The 16860-nt window shown below is 47.9% G+C and carries 16 protein-coding genes; 9 read left to right on the top strand and 7 right to left on the bottom strand.

Annotated elements, in window-relative coordinates; all coding sequences use genetic code 11:
- Nucleotides 1-122 precede the first annotated feature (122 nt).
- A complete protein-coding gene (locus PJF56_RS19350) occupies nucleotides 123-1457 on the top strand; it encodes a KamA family radical SAM protein (RefSeq protein WP_283764351.1) in 1335 nt (444 codons plus the stop codon).
- A 116-nt stretch (nucleotides 1458-1573) separates the two neighbouring features.
- Here the strand turns inward: PJF56_RS19350 and PJF56_RS19345 are convergent, their stop codons facing one another.
- From PJF56_RS19345 to PJF56_RS19335, 3 genes are all read right to left on the bottom strand, one after another.
- Entirely contained in the window at nucleotides 1574-3112 is a 1539-nt protein-coding gene (locus PJF56_RS19345; protein ID WP_283764350.1) for a radical SAM protein, read from the bottom strand.
- 84 nt (nucleotides 3113-3196) lie between these two features.
- Nucleotides 3197-4753: a radical SAM protein gene (locus PJF56_RS19340; protein ID WP_283764349.1), complete on the bottom strand. Its 1557-nt coding sequence runs from the start codon at nucleotides 4751-4753 to the stop codon at nucleotides 3197-3199.
- A gap of 300 nt (nucleotides 4754-5053) precedes the next feature.
- Nucleotides 5054-5692: a hypothetical protein gene (locus PJF56_RS19335; protein ID WP_283764348.1), complete on the bottom strand. Its 639-nt coding sequence runs from the start codon at nucleotides 5690-5692 to the stop codon at nucleotides 5054-5056.
- Between the two features lie 65 nt (nucleotides 5693-5757).
- Here PJF56_RS19335 and PJF56_RS19330 point away from each other — a divergent pair, with 65 nt between their 5' ends.
- Both PJF56_RS19330 and PJF56_RS19325 read left to right on the top strand, forming a co-directional pair.
- Nucleotides 5758-6558: a class I SAM-dependent methyltransferase gene (locus PJF56_RS19330; RefSeq protein WP_283764347.1), complete on the top strand. Its 801-nt coding sequence runs from the start codon at nucleotides 5758-5760 to the stop codon at nucleotides 6556-6558.
- A 47-nt stretch (nucleotides 6559-6605) separates the two neighbouring features.
- The gene (locus PJF56_RS19325) at nucleotides 6606-7346 is read left to right on the top strand and encodes a methyltransferase (protein WP_283764346.1); all 741 of its coding nucleotides are present in this window, start codon (nucleotides 6606-6608) and stop codon (nucleotides 7344-7346) included.
- A 201-nt stretch (nucleotides 7347-7547) separates the two neighbouring features.
- Here PJF56_RS19325 and ftsH read toward each other — a convergent pair whose 3' ends face one another.
- Nucleotides 7548-9425: an ATP-dependent zinc metalloprotease FtsH gene (gene ftsH / locus PJF56_RS19320; RefSeq protein ID WP_283764345.1), complete on the bottom strand. Its 1878-nt coding sequence runs from the start codon at nucleotides 9423-9425 to the stop codon at nucleotides 7548-7550.
- 469 nt (nucleotides 9426-9894) lie between these two features.
- On the opposite strand from ftsH, the gene psbX reads away from it, so the two are divergent.
- From psbX to PJF56_RS19300, 4 genes are all read left to right on the top strand, one after another.
- On the top strand, nucleotides 9895-10014 hold the full coding sequence (psbX, locus tag PJF56_RS19315) for a photosystem II reaction center X protein (protein WP_283764344.1): 120 nt from the start codon (nucleotides 9895-9897) through the stop codon (nucleotides 10012-10014).
- A 171-nt stretch (nucleotides 10015-10185) separates the two neighbouring features.
- A complete protein-coding gene (locus PJF56_RS19310; RefSeq protein ID WP_283764343.1) occupies nucleotides 10186-11049 on the top strand; it encodes a Ycf66 family protein in 864 nt (287 codons plus the stop codon).
- A gap of 14 nt (nucleotides 11050-11063) precedes the next feature.
- Nucleotides 11064-11597: a TolB family protein gene (locus tag PJF56_RS19305; protein WP_283764342.1), complete on the top strand. Its 534-nt coding sequence runs from the start codon at nucleotides 11064-11066 to the stop codon at nucleotides 11595-11597.
- Nucleotides 11598-11642: 45 nt separating this feature from the next.
- Nucleotides 11643-12161 carry a TolB family protein gene (locus tag PJF56_RS19300; RefSeq protein WP_283764341.1) on the top strand — a complete coding sequence of 173 codons (519 nt, stop codon included), beginning with the start codon at nucleotides 11643-11645 and terminating at the stop codon, nucleotides 12159-12161.
- Nucleotides 12162-12246: 85 nt separating this feature from the next.
- Here the strand turns inward: PJF56_RS19300 and PJF56_RS19295 are convergent, their stop codons facing one another.
- Both PJF56_RS19295 and PJF56_RS19290 read right to left on the bottom strand, forming a co-directional pair.
- Entirely contained in the window at nucleotides 12247-12486 is a 240-nt protein-coding gene (locus PJF56_RS19295; protein ID WP_283764340.1) for a hypothetical protein, read from the bottom strand.
- A gap of 149 nt (nucleotides 12487-12635) precedes the next feature.
- A complete protein-coding gene (locus tag PJF56_RS19290) occupies nucleotides 12636-13637 on the bottom strand; it encodes a succinate dehydrogenase/fumarate reductase iron-sulfur subunit (RefSeq protein ID WP_283764339.1) in 1002 nt (333 codons plus the stop codon).
- Nucleotides 13638-14090: 453 nt separating this feature from the next.
- Here PJF56_RS19290 and PJF56_RS19285 point away from each other — a divergent pair, with 453 nt between their 5' ends.
- Complete coding sequence (locus PJF56_RS19285; RefSeq protein WP_283764338.1) at nucleotides 14091-14498, top strand: AbrB family transcriptional regulator; 408 nt, start codon at nucleotides 14091-14093, stop codon at nucleotides 14496-14498.
- 60 nt (nucleotides 14499-14558) lie between these two features.
- Complete coding sequence (locus PJF56_RS19280) at nucleotides 14559-15425, top strand: CPBP family intramembrane glutamic endopeptidase (protein WP_283764337.1); 867 nt, start codon at nucleotides 14559-14561, stop codon at nucleotides 15423-15425.
- Here PJF56_RS19280 and cbiE read toward each other — a convergent pair.
- Complete coding sequence (gene cbiE / locus PJF56_RS19275) at nucleotides 15402-16661, bottom strand: precorrin-6y C5,15-methyltransferase (decarboxylating) subunit CbiE (RefSeq protein WP_283764336.1); 1260 nt, start codon at nucleotides 16659-16661, stop codon at nucleotides 15402-15404. The two genes, PJF56_RS19280 and cbiE, sit on opposite strands and share 24 nt — an antisense overlap.
- Nucleotides 16662-16860 lie beyond the last annotated feature (199 nt).

Here is a 16860-nt window from a genome sequence, read left to right as displayed (position 1 = left end):
AATTGTGAATTAAACCATAGGCATCATGGGTTCTGTATGGAATTCTGTGTATTGCTATCGTTTATGCCTAAGATATGCCTAAGATCAATTGACCTTTTGAGTTTTAATGAGTTTAATCAAGCATGAAAATTAAAACCAAAACGATTCGCTTTTACCAGGATAAGGATCTCGATTCTCTTTTGCAGTCAACCGATCTGCAAGAGAAGGATATTCTAGGGATGAAAGCTGTGGCGAAGGTTTTGCCTTTCCGCACAAATAACTATGTGGTCGAAGAGCTGATCGACTGGAAGAATATTCCCGATGATCCGATCTTTCGCTTAACGTTCCCTCATCCAGAAATGTTACCGACTCAAGAGCGCGATCGCCTGATGGATCTCTTAAGCAATAATGCTCCCAAAGCAGAGATCAAAGCGGTTGCTAACGAAATTCGGCGAGGACTCAATCCCCATCCAGCCGGACAGAAGCAGTATAATGTCCCCACCTTTAACGATGAACCGGTTCCTGGCATTCAGCATAAATATGACCAAACCGTTTTAATTTTTCCCACAGCCGGCCAAACCTGCTATGCTTACTGTACCTTCTGTTTTCGCTGGCCTCAGTTTGTCGGCCTCGATGATTTAAGGTTTGCCACTCGTGAGTCGGGTATCTTTCAAGACTATCTGCAACATCATCAGGGAATCACCGATGTATTGCTGACGGGTGGCGATCCGATGACGATGAAAACTCGCCAGTTGGCTCTGTATATTGAACCCTTACTGACCCCAGAATTTGACCATATTCAAACCATTCGCATTGGCACAAAATCGATCGCCTACTGGCCCTATCGTTATGTCACCGATGACGATGCAGATGACTTGTTACGTCTATTTGAAAAAGTCGTCCAACAAGGCAAGCATTTGGCCATTATGGCTCACTACGAGCATTGGCAAGAGTTAGATACTCCAGTGGCCGAAGAAGCCATCCGACGCATCCGCTCCACCGGGGCCCAAATTCGCACCCAAGCGCCTGTCCTTCGTCATATCAATGATTCCGCAGAGACTTGGGCGAAAATGTGGAATATGCAAGTCCATGCAGGTTGTATTCCTTACTATATGTTTGTGGAGCGGCAAACTGGAGCGAAGGAGTATTTTCGGATTCCTTTGGTGAAGGCTTGGGAAATTTATCAACAAGCCATACAGCAAGTGTCCGGGTTGGGACGCACAGCGAGGGGCCCGGTGATGTCGGCTTTGCCTGGGAAAGTTGTCATTGATGGTGTGGCCGAAATTGCCGGAGAGAAGGTGTTTGTGCTGTCGTTTTTGCAAGCTCGCGAACCGGACTGGTGCAAGCGACCGTTTTTTGCCCGTTTCGATCCGGATGCCACTTGGCTCAATGACCTGAAACCTGCTTTTGGTGAGGATAAATTCTTCTACGAAAGTCAGCTTGAGGAGATTTTGACCCGAAAGGCGCTGAAGGTCTAATCTAGAAAAATGAACCCGTGCGTACAATTAGCGCACGGGTAAGGAAATTGAGGCAAGTAGCGATCGACTGTTATATTAGCTATGCTACCGCCGCCGTTTCTTGGGTCTTTTTGGCTTTATCGAGCAAGGTTCTGAATCGGCGAGGAATTTGCATGTTCCCTCTCGACATTCTCGCGAGTAAGGTTAAACACATGGTACTGATCTGCAAGGTTCATCAGACGAATTTGCCACTCTGAAACCTCTAGATAGCTCATATACTTGGTATTAGCGCAGGGAGTCCAAAATCCCCCTAAAATAGCTGGATCTTCAAAGGCCAGCAGTCCCAAATCCCGAATTTGTTGGTCTTGGGGAGTGCCAGCGAAAGGACTAATAGAAACCGGCCTGATCTTAAAATCTATTTCGGGATTGATGGCTTTAACGTCTTGATAGAGCCTAAATATCGCCTCCTCCAGGAAGAGCAAACTATCATGGTCATCATCAGGTAGCCCAACAATCACACCATAACCAATCCGAGGAACTCCAGTCCTGGCGATCGCTCGTATGATGTTGCAGTGTTCTTTCCAAGGCATCAGCTTGTGATATGACTCCCGGCCGACTAACGGTCGTTCCGCAGGGATATAGGAGTGGAAGCAGCCAACCTTGCCATCCCAGCCCCAAAGTGCTTGTATCAGTTCTTCATCAGGAGTGAGGTCTCCATCGGGACGGATAGCTCGCCCCAAAGTGGCCTTTTTTAGCTCCAAACCATTTGACCAGGCAATAGGGATTTCTCGCTCCCTGAGTCCATTGACAATATCCAGAATTTCTTGTCGCCCGCCTTCAAACAAGATCCGCCCCAGAAATTGATCTGAGTAGCTTTGAACCCCACGAGCGCCTGCTTCTTTTTGGATCTCGAACCATTTAAGGGACTTTTCGGGCGACATCCGCAGATATCCCAAACGATAACTTGGAGTCTGGCAAAAGTCGCACTTGCGATCGCAACCCATATCGACGAACACCGAACCATGAGGGAGCAGTGGCATATCGCTATAGGTGTGCTTGTCTCCAAAACACGCCTTAACCAGGTCTAAAGATGGCAGAGGCCAGTCTTCTGGATGCAGGCCAGGAAAACCTTTTCGGTATTCCGTGCCATCAGGAAATAGTACGCCTGATAGCTTTTGTCGTTCTGGCCTTCCCAGCAGGCGATCGAATATTGCCCAATTCCCTCCCCCGGATTTATCTTTAACAATGGCTGTAGCACCAGCTTGCAAATAGATATCCGGTCTGCCAATCGCATCGGAACCTCCGACGACTACCGGCTTACCTGTACTTGCCAAATGCTCGATCGTCTTACAAGCTGATTCGCACTGGCGGGTAAAGTTAATCGTCACTCCCCAGGCATCATAAGCATCTGGGTCAACGCTAGATATTTTATTACCGACCAGGATTTTTTTAAGGGTTTGACCTCCCCATTCAACTTGGTCGTATTCTTCTTCCTCATCTCCATCTCGGAGATTCACCAGTTGAGCGTCAAACCCACCCGATCGCAATTGAGAGATGAGAATCTGCTTGCTAATCATCGGAATTCCCTGGGACAAGTTGTGCCAACTGACTCCGTTCGGTGCGCGCAGATCCACTTCTGGGACTTCAACCAATCCAATTGAGGGAGCTTTTGTCATTTTTTCGATCTCCTGATTTGGTTTTGACTTTATGTCTCGGTGTTTTCAGATATTTTTCCTTCCCACCTGAATTTCTTGCCCGGACTAGGCTGCAACTTCAGCCTGTTCACCATTCTTGGCTTCATCCGGCAAGGTTCTGAATCGTTGAGGAATTTGCAGGTTTTTCGAGTCGCCAACGCGAGCCAGACGGAACTGCCAATCGGACACTTCCTCGTAACTCAGATATTTGGTGTTGACGCTCGCTGTCCAGAATCCGGCAAACAGGGCTGGGTCATCAAATTGCAGCAAACCCGATTTACGAATAATCTCGCCCTGCGGAGTTCCCAATATGGGAGAAATGACAAAGGGACTGATTTGGAAGATGATCGATGGATTAATGGCTTTCACTTCCTCATAGACTTCCCAAAGGGCTTCTTCGAGTCTCAATAAGGCTTCGTTATCGTCGTCGGGCAAGCCAATAATTACGCCATAGCTAATCATGGGAACGCCCGTTCCGACAATGGTTCGCACAATACGCTTATGTTGTTGCCAGGGGACTAATTTGGCATAGGATTCTCGGCCAAAAATCGGTCGTTCCGCAGGAAGGTAACCCGCGAGGGTTCCTTTGCGACCATCCCAATCATAGATGGCGTGAATCAGTTCTTCGTCAGGGGTTAAGTCTTCTTTTTTGCCACTGTGTCCCCGTCCGAGGGTCATTTTCCTCAGTTCCAGACCGTTGGGCCAGAGAACGGCTAAATTGCGATCGCGCACTCCCTGCATAATCTCTAGAATTTCTTGTCGCCCTTCAGGGAAAATCGTCCGTCCCAGAAATTGATCGGATAGGCTAACGACTGATTTTGCGCCCGCTTCACAGAGTACGTCGAGCCATTCCATCACCCGTTTAGGAGACATCCGGCGATATCCCGTGCCGTAGGTGGGGGTTTGGCAGAAGTCGCAGTGGCGATCGCAACCCATATCTGGGAATATAGCACCAATGGGTTTTAATTCTTCGGGGAACGGGTCCATCCAATATTGGGTTCCCAGACATTCTCTAGCCACCTCTACCGAGGGCAGGGGCCATTCTTCGGGATGCAGAGGAGTCTTATTTCTGCGATATTCCGTGCCATCGGCTAAAATCACACCGCTTAGTTCTTCTTTTGAACCCTTTCCTAACAGATAATTGAACAGGGGCCAATTGGCAGATCCTGATTTATCTTTAACCACCACTGCCGCACCATTGCCCAGATAAACTTCGGGAGCAGCAAAGGGATCGGAACCCCCCACAACCACGGGCTTGCCTTTACTGGCCAAGTGCTGAAGGAGCATCAGGGCAATTTCCCGGTAGAGGGTGAAGTTAACCGTAATACACCAAACCTCACAACTTTCTGGATCGACACTTTTGATATCCAGACCCACATAATTCTTGGTCAGTTCAATGCCTCTCCACGTCACTTTCCCGTAATTTTCGATATAATCCCCATCTCGGAGATTAATGAATTTTGTTTGAAATCCACCCGCTTGCAGATTAGAGATTAATACTTGTTTGCTGATAATCGGTTCAAACTTCCGCAAGGAATAAAAGTCGTTGCCATCGGGATCGGATAGCTTTAACTGAGGCAATTCTACTAGCCCAATTGCAGGACAATCTGTGGCAATGGTCATTCTTTCTCCCCTATCTGTTATTGATTTGTTTGAACTCTTGTATTCGGTCTGTATCAAGCTGTTGTCCCTCTAGAAACAACACCCAGAGTCTGAAAAGCTCTATCGAGCTTGACCTATTTGTTTACTTGAGAAGTGATAGAACTTTTCTGTTTTCATAGAATAATAGGGAGATTCTAATTGATGACCACCAAGCTTGTCAAGGGCAAATTTAGATTAAAAACCATCCATTCTGTATCCCATATAGAAATATTACAATATTACAAATTCGTGATATTTCTTAACAATTTAACGGGATTATGTCTAGGAAACGCGCATCAGCTTGATTAACAAATAACTTTTCAGAATCAAACTCGAACCATTAAGAAAGAGTAAAGACCAAGCGACTTCAAGGGGCATGGTGAAGCCAAATCCTAGGGTGGCACAATCTTTGACCAACAGGCTAAAGAGTAGGGTTTGGGAAAGGGGAATGTTTTGGCCGGTTGTCAGTAAGCGAATTTGATGTATGGTTCCGTAAGCGAGAATAAAGGCCATGATTACGGTCAGAAGATCGGCGCTAATGTTGATGGCAAAGGGTAAGGGTCTTAAGAGAATCAAAACTAAGCCGATTGTTAAGGCGATCGCCGTTAAAATCACACTCATCAGACTGGGAAGGGAGTGGCGGTCTAAGTAGATTTCCCAAAGTATGCCGATCAGCAGTAATAAAGCGCTCAACCTTGTCCACACCAGATAATGATTTAACTCAGGACGGGTTAACCCTAAAAAGAAGATCGAGAAAAAAGCGGCAAAGCTGGTGATAAACTGTTGGGCGGACAAGTGACGGGTATAGCCTTGCAGTCCAATGAGGCGGCGATCGCGCAGAATTTTGAATTGATGAAACAATCCATACCCCGTAAAAAGGAATAGGATTACATTCACAACTCCCCAAACATGAAATTGCATAAATTTCACTCAACTCTGCTAAACTTGTTCAATCTTGATCTACCGAGTTTAACCCATTTTCAAGAATGAGCAAAAAATTTACTGATGCTGAGACCGAACACTACTATAATACTGTGGAAATTCAGTATCAAATTCCTTGGAACCCGGACGGAAGTAAACACTGGGGATACTTTGATGATTTAAACGTTCCTGACGAGGAAGAAGCTCTATTTCGAGCCAGCAACCGTTGGAACGAATATATGTTGAGCAAAAGTGGCATTAATGCCGATTCTCGCGTGCTGGATATTGGTTGCGGTAATGGTCACACCGCAGTCTATTTAGCCAACCAAACCCAGTGCGAAGTAGTAGGCATCGATATCAGTCAAATTCATGTGGATAATGCCCAAAAGCAAGCGGAAAAGTTTACTCAATTAAAACTCTCTTTTGTCAAAGCTTCAGCCACGAGTTTACCGTTTTCTAATGGAGAATTTACCCATATCTGGAGTCAAGGAACCTTGCTCCACATTCACGAGCGAGAGTTAGTCTTAGAAGAAGCGCATCGACTCTTAGCTCCAGAAGGTATATTCCTCTTTGATGACTTGGTAAGCCTCCACGATCGTCCGACTGAAGACACCCAAAACTATGTCTATAATCGGTTGCATGTGAGTCGCTTTATTTCACCAGAATCCTATGCGGATGCTTTAAGACGTGCGGGTTTTGAAGTTTTAGATTCGCTGGATTTACGCCAACACATGAAAAAGTTTTATGATATTCAATCGAAGCGCTTTCAAGGGGATGCCGAACGCAGCCTAGGTTACCAAAAAACGAGCCAGGCAGTGGTGAATGGAGAAATTGCTTGGTGGTTTTATTTATGTAAAAAACTTTAAGCTTGATACCTGTAAAACTAATTAATCTAGATTCAGAGGCAAGGAAGATGATTAAACAAGAAGATGTAAAAATTGTTCTCAAACAAGACGAAACCCTGAAATACGATCGCCAAAACTATCTGGAATTCCACCAAGAGCTATCGTCCAAAGATCGGGAGATCGCGATATTACTGCGAGATGAACCCATTTTTGATGTTCTCGTTCCCCAAGGTGTGTTCAACCCCTATGGTGGCATTGCAGCCCAGGCGTTCATGAGTGGTATCCTCAATGAAGATGTTTTAGTCAAGGGTAAAAAAGTTCTCGATCTCGGATGTGGATGTGGGGTGATTGGGTTGTGCTGTATTGTTAAGGACAGCTCTCAAGTGGTTTTTTCTGACCTTCACCCTAATGTTCTACCCTTGCAAAATAATGCTCTGATGCGGGAACAGGATCGGGTAAAAGTCCAAGATTTGTGTGCAGGGGAAGCTGAGAATTCCTACGATCTGGTCTTTATGCCTTTTCCCAGTCGATCTATCGATCGCCCCATCGATCCGAGTTCTTACGAGATGGGGATTCTCAGGAATGACGATCTCGTATTTCGGGCGATCGCACAAGTGGGTAAGGTCTTAGTGCCTTCGGGAGAGTTTGTCTTCTTTTACCGGGTATTTAACGATCGCTTTCCCCTGTATTTGGAGGTGATGTCCACGCTGGCTGAAGATTTCGATCTAAGCAGCCTCAAACTCTTGTGGTATGTTCGCGAAAAGACCGGCCATAGCCTGCTATTATCGGTGAAAAAACAGGAAAAATAGTCCACCTGCCGGATGCAGAAACCTGGTTTCCTCTTCTTGTGTAGGGGCAGGTTTCCTCTTCTTGTGTAGGGGCAGGTTTCCTCTTCTTGTGTAGGGGCAGGTTTCCTCTTCTTGTGTAGGGGCAGGTTTCCTCTTCTTGTGTAGGGGCAGGTTTCCTCTTCTTGTGTAGGGGCAGGTTTCAAACCTGCCCCTACTATAGAATTAAGCGCTCCCAGCTTTGACCAAATCAACGGGTGAGCTGGGTTGACTGTTCTGGTAGTCGGTGACAATTTTTCGGAATTGGTCGCCCTCGATAGTTTCCTGGTCTAATAAAACATCCACCAGTTTATCCATTAAGGGGCGATTTTCCCGCAGCAGTTTACGAGCTTGTTCGTGGCAACGGACAGCAATTTCCCGCACGTGGCGATCGATTTGGGTGGCAACTTCCTCCGAATATTCGGAACGAGTCATTAAATCTCGGCCTAAAAAGACTTCACTATTGCCACTTTCGAGGGCTAGGGGGCCCAGATCGGACATGCCATAGCGGGTGACCATTTCCCTAGCAAGTTTAGCCACACTTTCAATATCGCCACTGGCTCCTTTGGTGACTTCGGCGTAGCCAAAAACTTCTTCTTCGGCGGCTCTTCCACCGAGCAAAATGGTAATTTGATTGAGCAACCAGGCGCGACTATATAATCCACTGTCAATCATGTCTTCATTGAAGACTTGCTGGGCAAAGCCGCCAATGCCTCCGGAACGGGGAATAATGGTGACTTTATTCAGGGGGTCAGACTTTTTGAGTAGGGTCATTAAGAGAGCATGGCCGGTTTCATGGTAGGCAATGAGGCGCTTTTTTTTGCTGTCGAGCAGGGGGTTGAGGGTGAGGCCGATGGTGATGCGATCGATCGCATCATTGACTTCTAGGGGAGTAATGGCTTCCTTGCGCCGTCTAGCGGTGAGAATGGCGGCTTCATTGAGCAGGTTGGCTAAATCTGCGCCAGAGAAGCCAGGGGTGCGTTGGGCGATCGCCTCTAAAGATACATCCGCCCCCACTTTCTTATCGCGAGCATGAACCTCTAAAATCCCCAACCGGCCCTTATAGGTGGGCAAATCCACCATCACCTGACGGTCAAAGCGACCGGGACGCAACAGGGCCTGATCCAGCACATCGGGGCGGTTGGTGGCGGCAATCACAATAATGCCACTGTTGCCTTCAAACCCATCCATTTCCGTCAACAATTGGTTCAGGGTTTGTTCCCGTTCGTCATTACCGCCACCAATACCTGTACCCCGTTGACGACCGACGGCATCAATTTCATCGATAAACACTAAACAGGGGGCGTTTTCTTTGGCTTTCTTAAACAAGTCCCGAACCCGCGAAGCCCCCACACCGACAAACATCTCCACAAACTCGGAACCGGAGATGCTGAAAAAGGGAACGCCTGCTTCACCGGCGATCGCCTTGGCCATCAGGGTTTTCCCGGTTCCCGGCGGCCCTACTAATAACACACCTCTAGGGATTTTCGCCCCAATAGCCGTAAACCGATCCGGTTGTTTCAAGAAGGTCACCACCTCTTGCAACTCTTCCTTCGCTTCCTCCACTCCAGCCACATCGTTAAACACCACTCCAGTTTTGGCCTCCATCTGGAATTTAGCCTTAGACTTGCCAAAATTTAACGCATTACCAGCCGACTGGGAAGAGCGCTTAATAATCATCATTAACCCAATCACCACCAACAGGATTAACAACAAGTTGGCCACACTACTGAACACCATGCGATTATCGGCGCTTGCCTGCTCCCCAAAGCCCACTTTATTCGCTTTCAGGGCTTCAATCAATTCGGGATTGCGCTCAAAAATGACCACTTCTTGCTCGGTCTCCGATCCCTCTAACTTCACTTGAGCGCGGTTTTTGGTGGGGTCAATTTCGACGTGCTTGACTTCTCCCGCTTCAATTTTTTCCAACAATTGGGTATAACTCAAGCTGTTTGACTGAGCCTGGACTGGACGATTTAAGAGACTCCAAGTGAACAGCAGGGAACTACTCAGGGCTAAGGTAGCGCCCAGGGACATTCCTTTGCGTTTGAAGGTTTGAGCCATAGTCTTGAATTGAGAACTGTTCATAGCGTGAGATCCGGTGGTGCGATCGCCCAATAGATTAACGGTTGATTTGAGAATCGACTTCTATAGGATAGTACGGGTTCTCTTGGGTCACTCTTCTTAGTGTACCGTTGATAGCTGAGAGTGGACAGTAGAGAGTCCATCGGATGGGACTTTCCCTGATGTGTTTGTTATAAAATTGTGTTTTCTGCTGTGGACGAGAGGGGAAAAACCTGAGATGTTTCGGTGTGGGAGCATCTGGCTCTCTAGCTCCAGCCGCCGCTCTCTAAAACAACCTCAAACTGTAGCCGAGGATCTTTGCTCTTCCTACTTCCGATGAAAGCCCCTCCTAGTGAAGCTTATATGCTCCTTCCCTCTGTCTTCATGCCCTGTTTTCTATCTCATGTAAACTCATTGCTGTTAGAATTAGACGAAAAGTAAATCTTTTAGTAATCTTGCGTGAGGATCTATGACTCCTTCTTTAGCCAATTTTTTGTGGAGCCTGGTCTGGGGTGGCGTAATTGTGGTCATTCCGGCAACCGTTGCTTTAATCTTTATTAGTCAACGGGACAAAATCCAGCGCTCTTAAGGAATCAGAGCCGATTTTAAGCCGCAGATCCTTGGGTTTGGTTACATAACTGAGTCTCAAGGGTTTGCGGTAAAATTTTTGCAGGGAGTACATCTGAGATCCTGATGAGATCTTGATCGATCTATTACCAGCGCACAGCGCTATCGTTCAGTTTCGTGGAGTAGGCAAGTCATGGTCAATATTGGACTCAACCCAGGGGCAATGTTGGGCGTTGTCCTGTTTGGGGCGGGCGCTGGGTTGTATTTTCTTCGGTCTGTTCGCCCAGAACTGGCACGGGATCATGATATTTTTTTCATGGCGGTGGCGGTTCTCAGTGGTGGGATTCTGTTTTTTCAAGGATGGCGACTCGATCCCATTTTAACGTTTGGTCAGTTTTTATTGACGGGATCGGCGATTTTTTTTGCGGTGGAAAGTATTCGCTTGAGGGGTTTGGCGACCTCGCGGGCGAAGCAAAATACGCCGATTGTGGATGAGGATCGGCCGGTGAGCCGGGCCTATACTTATGATGGGTATGATGGTTACGATCCTCGGTTGGATCAGTTGGAACCGGAGGAAGAGCCACGTCCCCGACGGATGATTGGCACGAAGGAAGACCGCTATACTCAAGGCGATCGCTATGAGGATCGCTATGAGGAGGATTATCCCCGACGCTCTTCATCAAGCCGCAGACGGAGCAGTTCCCGCCCTTCGGCCGCTTCTTCTAGCTCAGGACGTAGACCCCCGCGCCGTCCTTCGGGAACGACGAGTAGAGGGTCTGAGGATTGGGAAACGTCGAGCTATCGCTCGGTGGGCTATGAAGATCCCTATGGCTCCATGGATAGGGATGACGATCTCTCCTATGGTCGTCCTCCAGAGTCACGAGAGTCGAGTCCTCCTTCTGAACCCCGTCGCCCTCGACCTCCAGAGAGCGATCGTGTTGGGTATGGCGATCGCGGCGAACCGGAACCGCCAAGGGAAGATTATGTGGATTTTGAGCCACTCGATGATTTAAGTGGCGATCGCCCCAACGATCGACCGGGGAATTTTGATTATTAGGGAGTGAAGCAACTATGGCCGGTGGCTCTCGGTTAAGCCAGGTCATCCTGCTAAGTTTAGGAGTCTGGGCTGTTCTTCTGGGGGGATGCAACCAGGTAGAGGTTCCCCTCGGCCCCCAGGCCATTAATAGTCGCTATCGGGATGAACAACCGGCGGTGAGTGGCAGTGGTCAGTATGTGGCGTTTGTGTCTAACCGCGATCGCCGTCAGCAAATTTATCTCTATCATCTGAGCCAACGTCAATTTGTCAAACTCCCTCGGCTGAATCAACCCAACGCTATCATCGAATCTCCCAGTATTAGCTACAATGCCCGCTACATTGTCTACCTGAGTAGTATTCGCGGCAAACCGGAAATTATTCTTTACGATCGGGTCACGAAACGACAGGAAGCGTTAACCTTGGCCTATCCCGGTTGGGTACGCAATCCCAGCATTAGCCCGGATGGTCGCTATGTGGTATTTGAAACTGACCGTCGGGGGCAATGGGATGTTGAAGTGATCGATCGCGGCCCGAATATTGAACTCGATATTCCTGATGGGCCGGTATAACGCTTCGCGTTGGTAATGGGTAATAGGCAGAAGGGTAGAAGGGTAATGGATAAGAAGAAACGGGCAACTGTTTTTTGGTTCTCTATGCTGGTGGTTCTCGGTAGTTTGATGGGGTGTAGCTATCCTCAAGTGCTGGCTGAACCCTACGATCCCAATGGTAAAAGTCTCAATAGTGCTTATAGCGAATCTGACCCCCATGTAGGAGGTCGCTATCTAGTTTTTGCTTCCGATCGCGGTTTCAGTCAAGATATTTATTTGTATGATTTAGTCGATCGCCGCCTAATCGATCTACCGGGTCTCAATTCCTTAGATATGATTGCTTCCCATCCCGATATCTCGGTAGATGGTCGTTATATCGTATTTTCTGGTAACCGTCAGGGGGAAACGGATATTTATTTGTATGACCGCTCCTTGCGTCAGTTACGGAATTTGACGGGTAATTTGAATACACAAGTCCAGAATCCGATGTTAAATGCGGATGGGTCTCGAATCGTCTTTGAAGCCAATGCCAAGGGGCAATGGGATATTTTTGTCTACAACCGTCAGGGAGAGAGGATTGAGTAGGGAATGGGGAATAGGGAATGGGGAATTCCCCGCGTCCCCGTGTCCCCCCATCTCCCCATCCCCCCATTTCCCCATTCCCTCCACGTTACTGCCAGCCAATCCACTCAAAGAAGGTTTGTTGACTGACGAATTCTAGAATTAGGAGGATAATGATACCGATCATGGCAAAGCGGCCATTGAGTTGTTCGGCATAGGTTGTCCAGCCAAAGGAAGGTTCGGAGGGGTTAGACTCTGGTGTGGCAGATTCAGGAGTAGGTTCAGGGTTAGATTCTGGGGTTTCAGGGGTTAATTCAGGAGTAGATTCAGGCATTTCGTCAGGACTCATAAGTTATAAGCGCTTCGCGCTAGTAATAGACTATAGTCACAAGTTAAGGTTGTAAGCTAGGGGAGGCAATAGGCAATAGAAAAGGTCATTTCTCTATCCTCCCATCTCCGCGTCTCCGTGTCTCCGTGTCTCCGTGTCCTCCCTACTGACTACTCCCCACTCCCCACTCCCTTGGAGGATTCTAGGGTTTTAACGGCTTCAATAAGCGATCGCACTTCGGATGTACCTTCTGAAGGCTCAAACGTAAAGGGGAACTTGCCCCGTGCTAACAATCGTAACCCCACGGGGGCGAGACTCAACAGGCCTTTAATATCTCGAAAGGCATTACCCACGACCTTGAGTGCAAACTGACGTTCATCCACCCAACCGCCCTCTTGAACCATATCGAGAAGAATCTTACGATGGCGGATGGGGCGGCTAGATTCAGCCGTATGGCGATCGAGAATTTCTCCTTTAATATGACTAATTTGCTCTAAAGGAGCAACCTCCATCGGACAGACGGTATCACAATAGAGGCATCGAGTGCAGGCCCAAACGCCACCTGTGGCATCATTATATTGATCTAAGCGCTCTGAAGTCTGACTATCGCGGGTATCGGCCACCATACGATAGGCCTTAGCGAGGGCATGGGGGCCGACAAAATCGGGGTTCACTTCTACGGCATTACATTCAGAGTAGCAAGCGCCGCAGAGAATACAGTTACCCGTTTTCTCCAATTGCGATCGCGCATCAGGCGATTGCAGGAACTCCCGCTCCGGAAGGGATCTTGAGGCAGTACTCACATAGGGATCGACCTTTTCTAAGTTGTCCCAGAACGATTGCATATCCACCACCAAATCCTTAATCACGGGAAAATTTCCCAAGGGAGCAATGGTAATGGTAGCAGGGGACTCCCCTGGTGCAGTGGCTTCGAGTTCACCGGCCACATTTTCTTTACAAGCCAGAGCAGAGCGTCCATTAATCCGCATTCCACAACTGCCACAGATGGTATTGCGGCAATTTTTGCGGAAGGCGAGAGTGCCATCAACTTCCCACTTAATCCGGTTGAGGCAACTTAAGATGGTCTCGCTCGGATCAACATCCAAGGTGTAATGTTGAACCCTTGGGGCGCTCTTTTGCTCTTGGCGAATGATCTGAAAAACAACTTCCATGACTTTAGAGGTTTGACTGAGGATGTCAAGGCATGACTTTATCATTCTACCTTTGCTTCCGGATTCTGATGCACTTACAAGGGGGAGAGTTGGGCGATCGATAGATCTCGATGGGGCTTGAGACCATTTAATCCTACTTGGGTTTTATCCCATCTTCTTATCGTTGAACCCTCTTTTTTCCTGTTTAACCAACAGGGACAGGGAGTATAATCCTAAAAGGTTCAAGAAGGCCTAAACGAATTCTTTACCCAAACCCTGAAAAAAAATAAAAAAACTACAAAAATTTAGTATGATTGTGTAATATAATTGTTAAGTCTGTCAGGAAAAAGCTGATTTAGACCACGCCAAGAGTGAACTCCAGCAACTCTGAAGCAAGTTTCTTCAGGGTGGTGTAGTTATAGCTCTAAAATTTTGTCTGTGTTGTTCAAGTCCACCGAAAATTAGGGTATTCAAATGAGCCAAAAGGATTTACAACTTCCTGAAGCACCCTTAACGGGGAAAGCCCTGCTTCAAAAAGTCAACGAACTCTCCCAACTCTCCCGTAGAGAAAGGGCGAAAAAGTGTGGCTACTATACGAAAAAAGATGAAGACGAGATCCGGGTCAACTTGGCTGAATTCTATGATGCGGTATTAGCAGCCAAAGGGATCGAGCTTGAGCCGGGTAAATCTAAGGATGGCCGGGGACGGGAGCCAACGTACCGCGTCAGTGTCCATAAAAATGGTCAAATTGTGATTGGTTCTACCTATACTGAAGCCATGGGGCTGAAGAAAGGGGATGAATTTGAGATTAAATTGGGCTACAAACACATTCACTTGATTCAAGTGGATGAGGATGATAAAAATGGCTCTGAAGCGGATTAACCCTAGCCAAAGTCCAGACGAAAGACTACACTGAGAGCATCTGCGTCTGGATTGGGGGCTATGTTTTCTGTATTCATCTCTAGGTGGCTATTTCACAACAGTCTACCCGGTTCAGGAGTTCTCAACAGTCTTGCCTTTTTTGTCCTGTGGGTAGTTCTGTGGTTACCGATCGCCATCCCTGTAGCTCTCCGTCTGCAATGGCATCCTCCCCATCCCTTAACTCCCCAACAAAAACTGTCCTTGCTGATGCCCCTATATCTTTTGGTTCCCCTGCTGTTAGGGGCAGTGGTTTGGATAGAAAAGCGACCGATTTCTGACTATGGTCTGAGCCTAGATCTGCCCATTTTTCTCTCGTTAATGGGGGGTCTAGCTCTGGGCCTACTGACCCTATTTATTGCCTATGGTGTACAAGTCGCCTGGGGAAACTTAACATGGCAACCGGAAGGAGTCAACTCTTCTTTCCCCCAGATTTTCCAGATTTTAGGGTCAATTTTAGCCTTGAGTCTGTGGATCGGTGTCATAGAAGAAAGTGTATTTCGGGGATTTTTACTGACCGAACTGCAAGGGGACATGGGTCAGATCTGGGCGGCTATTCTTTCGAGTTTAATCTTTGCCCTTTCCCATCTGATTTGGGATGTGAAGGGCAGTTTAATCCAACTGCCAGGCCTGGCCCTAATGGGCCTAATTTTAGTAATGGCCCGTTGGGTCGATGGGGGAAGTTTAGGATTAGCTTGGGGACTTCATGGGGGTTGGATCTGGGGGCTAATCAGTTTAGATACAACCCAAATTTTAAGGCCCAACTCCCATCGCCCCTGGCCCGAATGGGTAACCGGTATCGACGGACAACCCTTAAGTGGTCTGGTGGGGATTTTGATTTTGGGGATAACGGGTTTAATTCTGGGATTAATGGGTAATTTTGGCCGTTGAGTTAAACGGTTCAATGGTCAACAGAGTGACTGGATTAAGAGGCGAAAAGCGGGTAAATCGACCCACAGGAACAGAGCGGGAAACCTGGACTTGTAGCACCCGATAGGTGAGTTGATGGCGATGAATCCAGGCGATCGCCTCTTGCCAATGCTCCAATGTAGCCAGGGCCATCACTATTTTACCTCCGGGTAACAAGGTGGCTAAACAACAGGCTAAAATTCCCTGCAAATCCTCCCCTGTGCCGCCAATAAATACCCGGTGAGGGGCAGGAATTTGGCGGAGAATATCGGGGGCTTTGCCTTGAATGGAGATGACATTGGAGACCCGAAAGCGCCGGGCATTCTTTTGAATCAGTTGAATTCCGGCCGCCGTTTTTTCGATGGCATAAATTTGGGCAGTGGGGACTAACCGGCCGATTTCCATGGAAACGGAACCGGTTCCTGCACCAATATCCCAGATGGTTTGCTTGGGTTGTAGCCCCAGTTCTCCCAGGATGAGGAGGCGGATCTCCCGCTTGGTGATTAAACCGGGTCGATCGCCAAAACTGTAAAATTGGCGATCGGGTATACCGAGAGCAGGCAGGGAGTTTAAATCAATGCAGCTATCTTGGGGTTTGTGTACCAAGATGACAATATTCAGGGGGGCAAATGTCCGCATCAGCGCGTCTTGAGGAGATAAGCTTTGGATTAGCTCATCGGTTCCCCCTAGGTTTTCGCACACCCAGAACTGATAATGGGTAGGTAAATCTAGATTCAAGAGTAAATGGGCGATCGCCCCTGGACTATGGAGCGGATCGGTTAACACGGCAATGGGAGACGCGCCTTTTTGCAGCGCCGTCACCAATTCATCGAAGTCTCGACCATGGATGCTAATAATTTTGGCATCTTGCCAAGACACTTTCACCCGACTAAAGGCCAGTTGCACCGAACTCACATGGGGATGAAAACAGAGCTGCTCTGGCGGAAAATAAGTGAGCAGCAGTCGCCCTAAACCAAAAAACAGGGGGTCACCGGACACCAGAATAACGATGGTTTCTGAGCTGAGTCGCTCTTTCACCTGGTTTAGGGTTTGGGAGATATCATTTAACGTCAGGCGCTGGGCAGGGTGTTGGGGAAAATAGGCCAAGTGGCGATCGCTCCCTACCAATAGTGTGGCGCGATCGACGATCTCTTGTACTGTACCCGACAGTCCAGCCGCACCCTCTAAGCCAATACCTACTACATTAATTGGATGCATCACTGCTCCTAAGCTATAGCTAGTCTAAATGAGTTGTGCAATCGGAAATGCCCTCTCCCTATACAGCGCTTTTCGATGTTATGAGGTACAGTTATCGAAATTTTAAGGGTTGAGTGCCTTCCCATGAAAAGCCTGAAAAATGGGGATTATAGCGTGAAAAATGGTTTTCCCATTACCAATTACCCATTACCCTTCTGCC

Origin of the sequence: Roseofilum halophilum BLCC-M91 (genome assembly GCF_030068445.1) — a bacterium.
GTDB classification, from domain to species: Bacteria; Cyanobacteriota; Cyanobacteriia; order Cyanobacteriales; family Desertifilaceae; genus Roseofilum; species Roseofilum halophilum.
The sequence above is the reverse complement of the archived record's forward strand: the minus strand, read 5'-3'. Positions and strand labels throughout refer to the sequence as shown.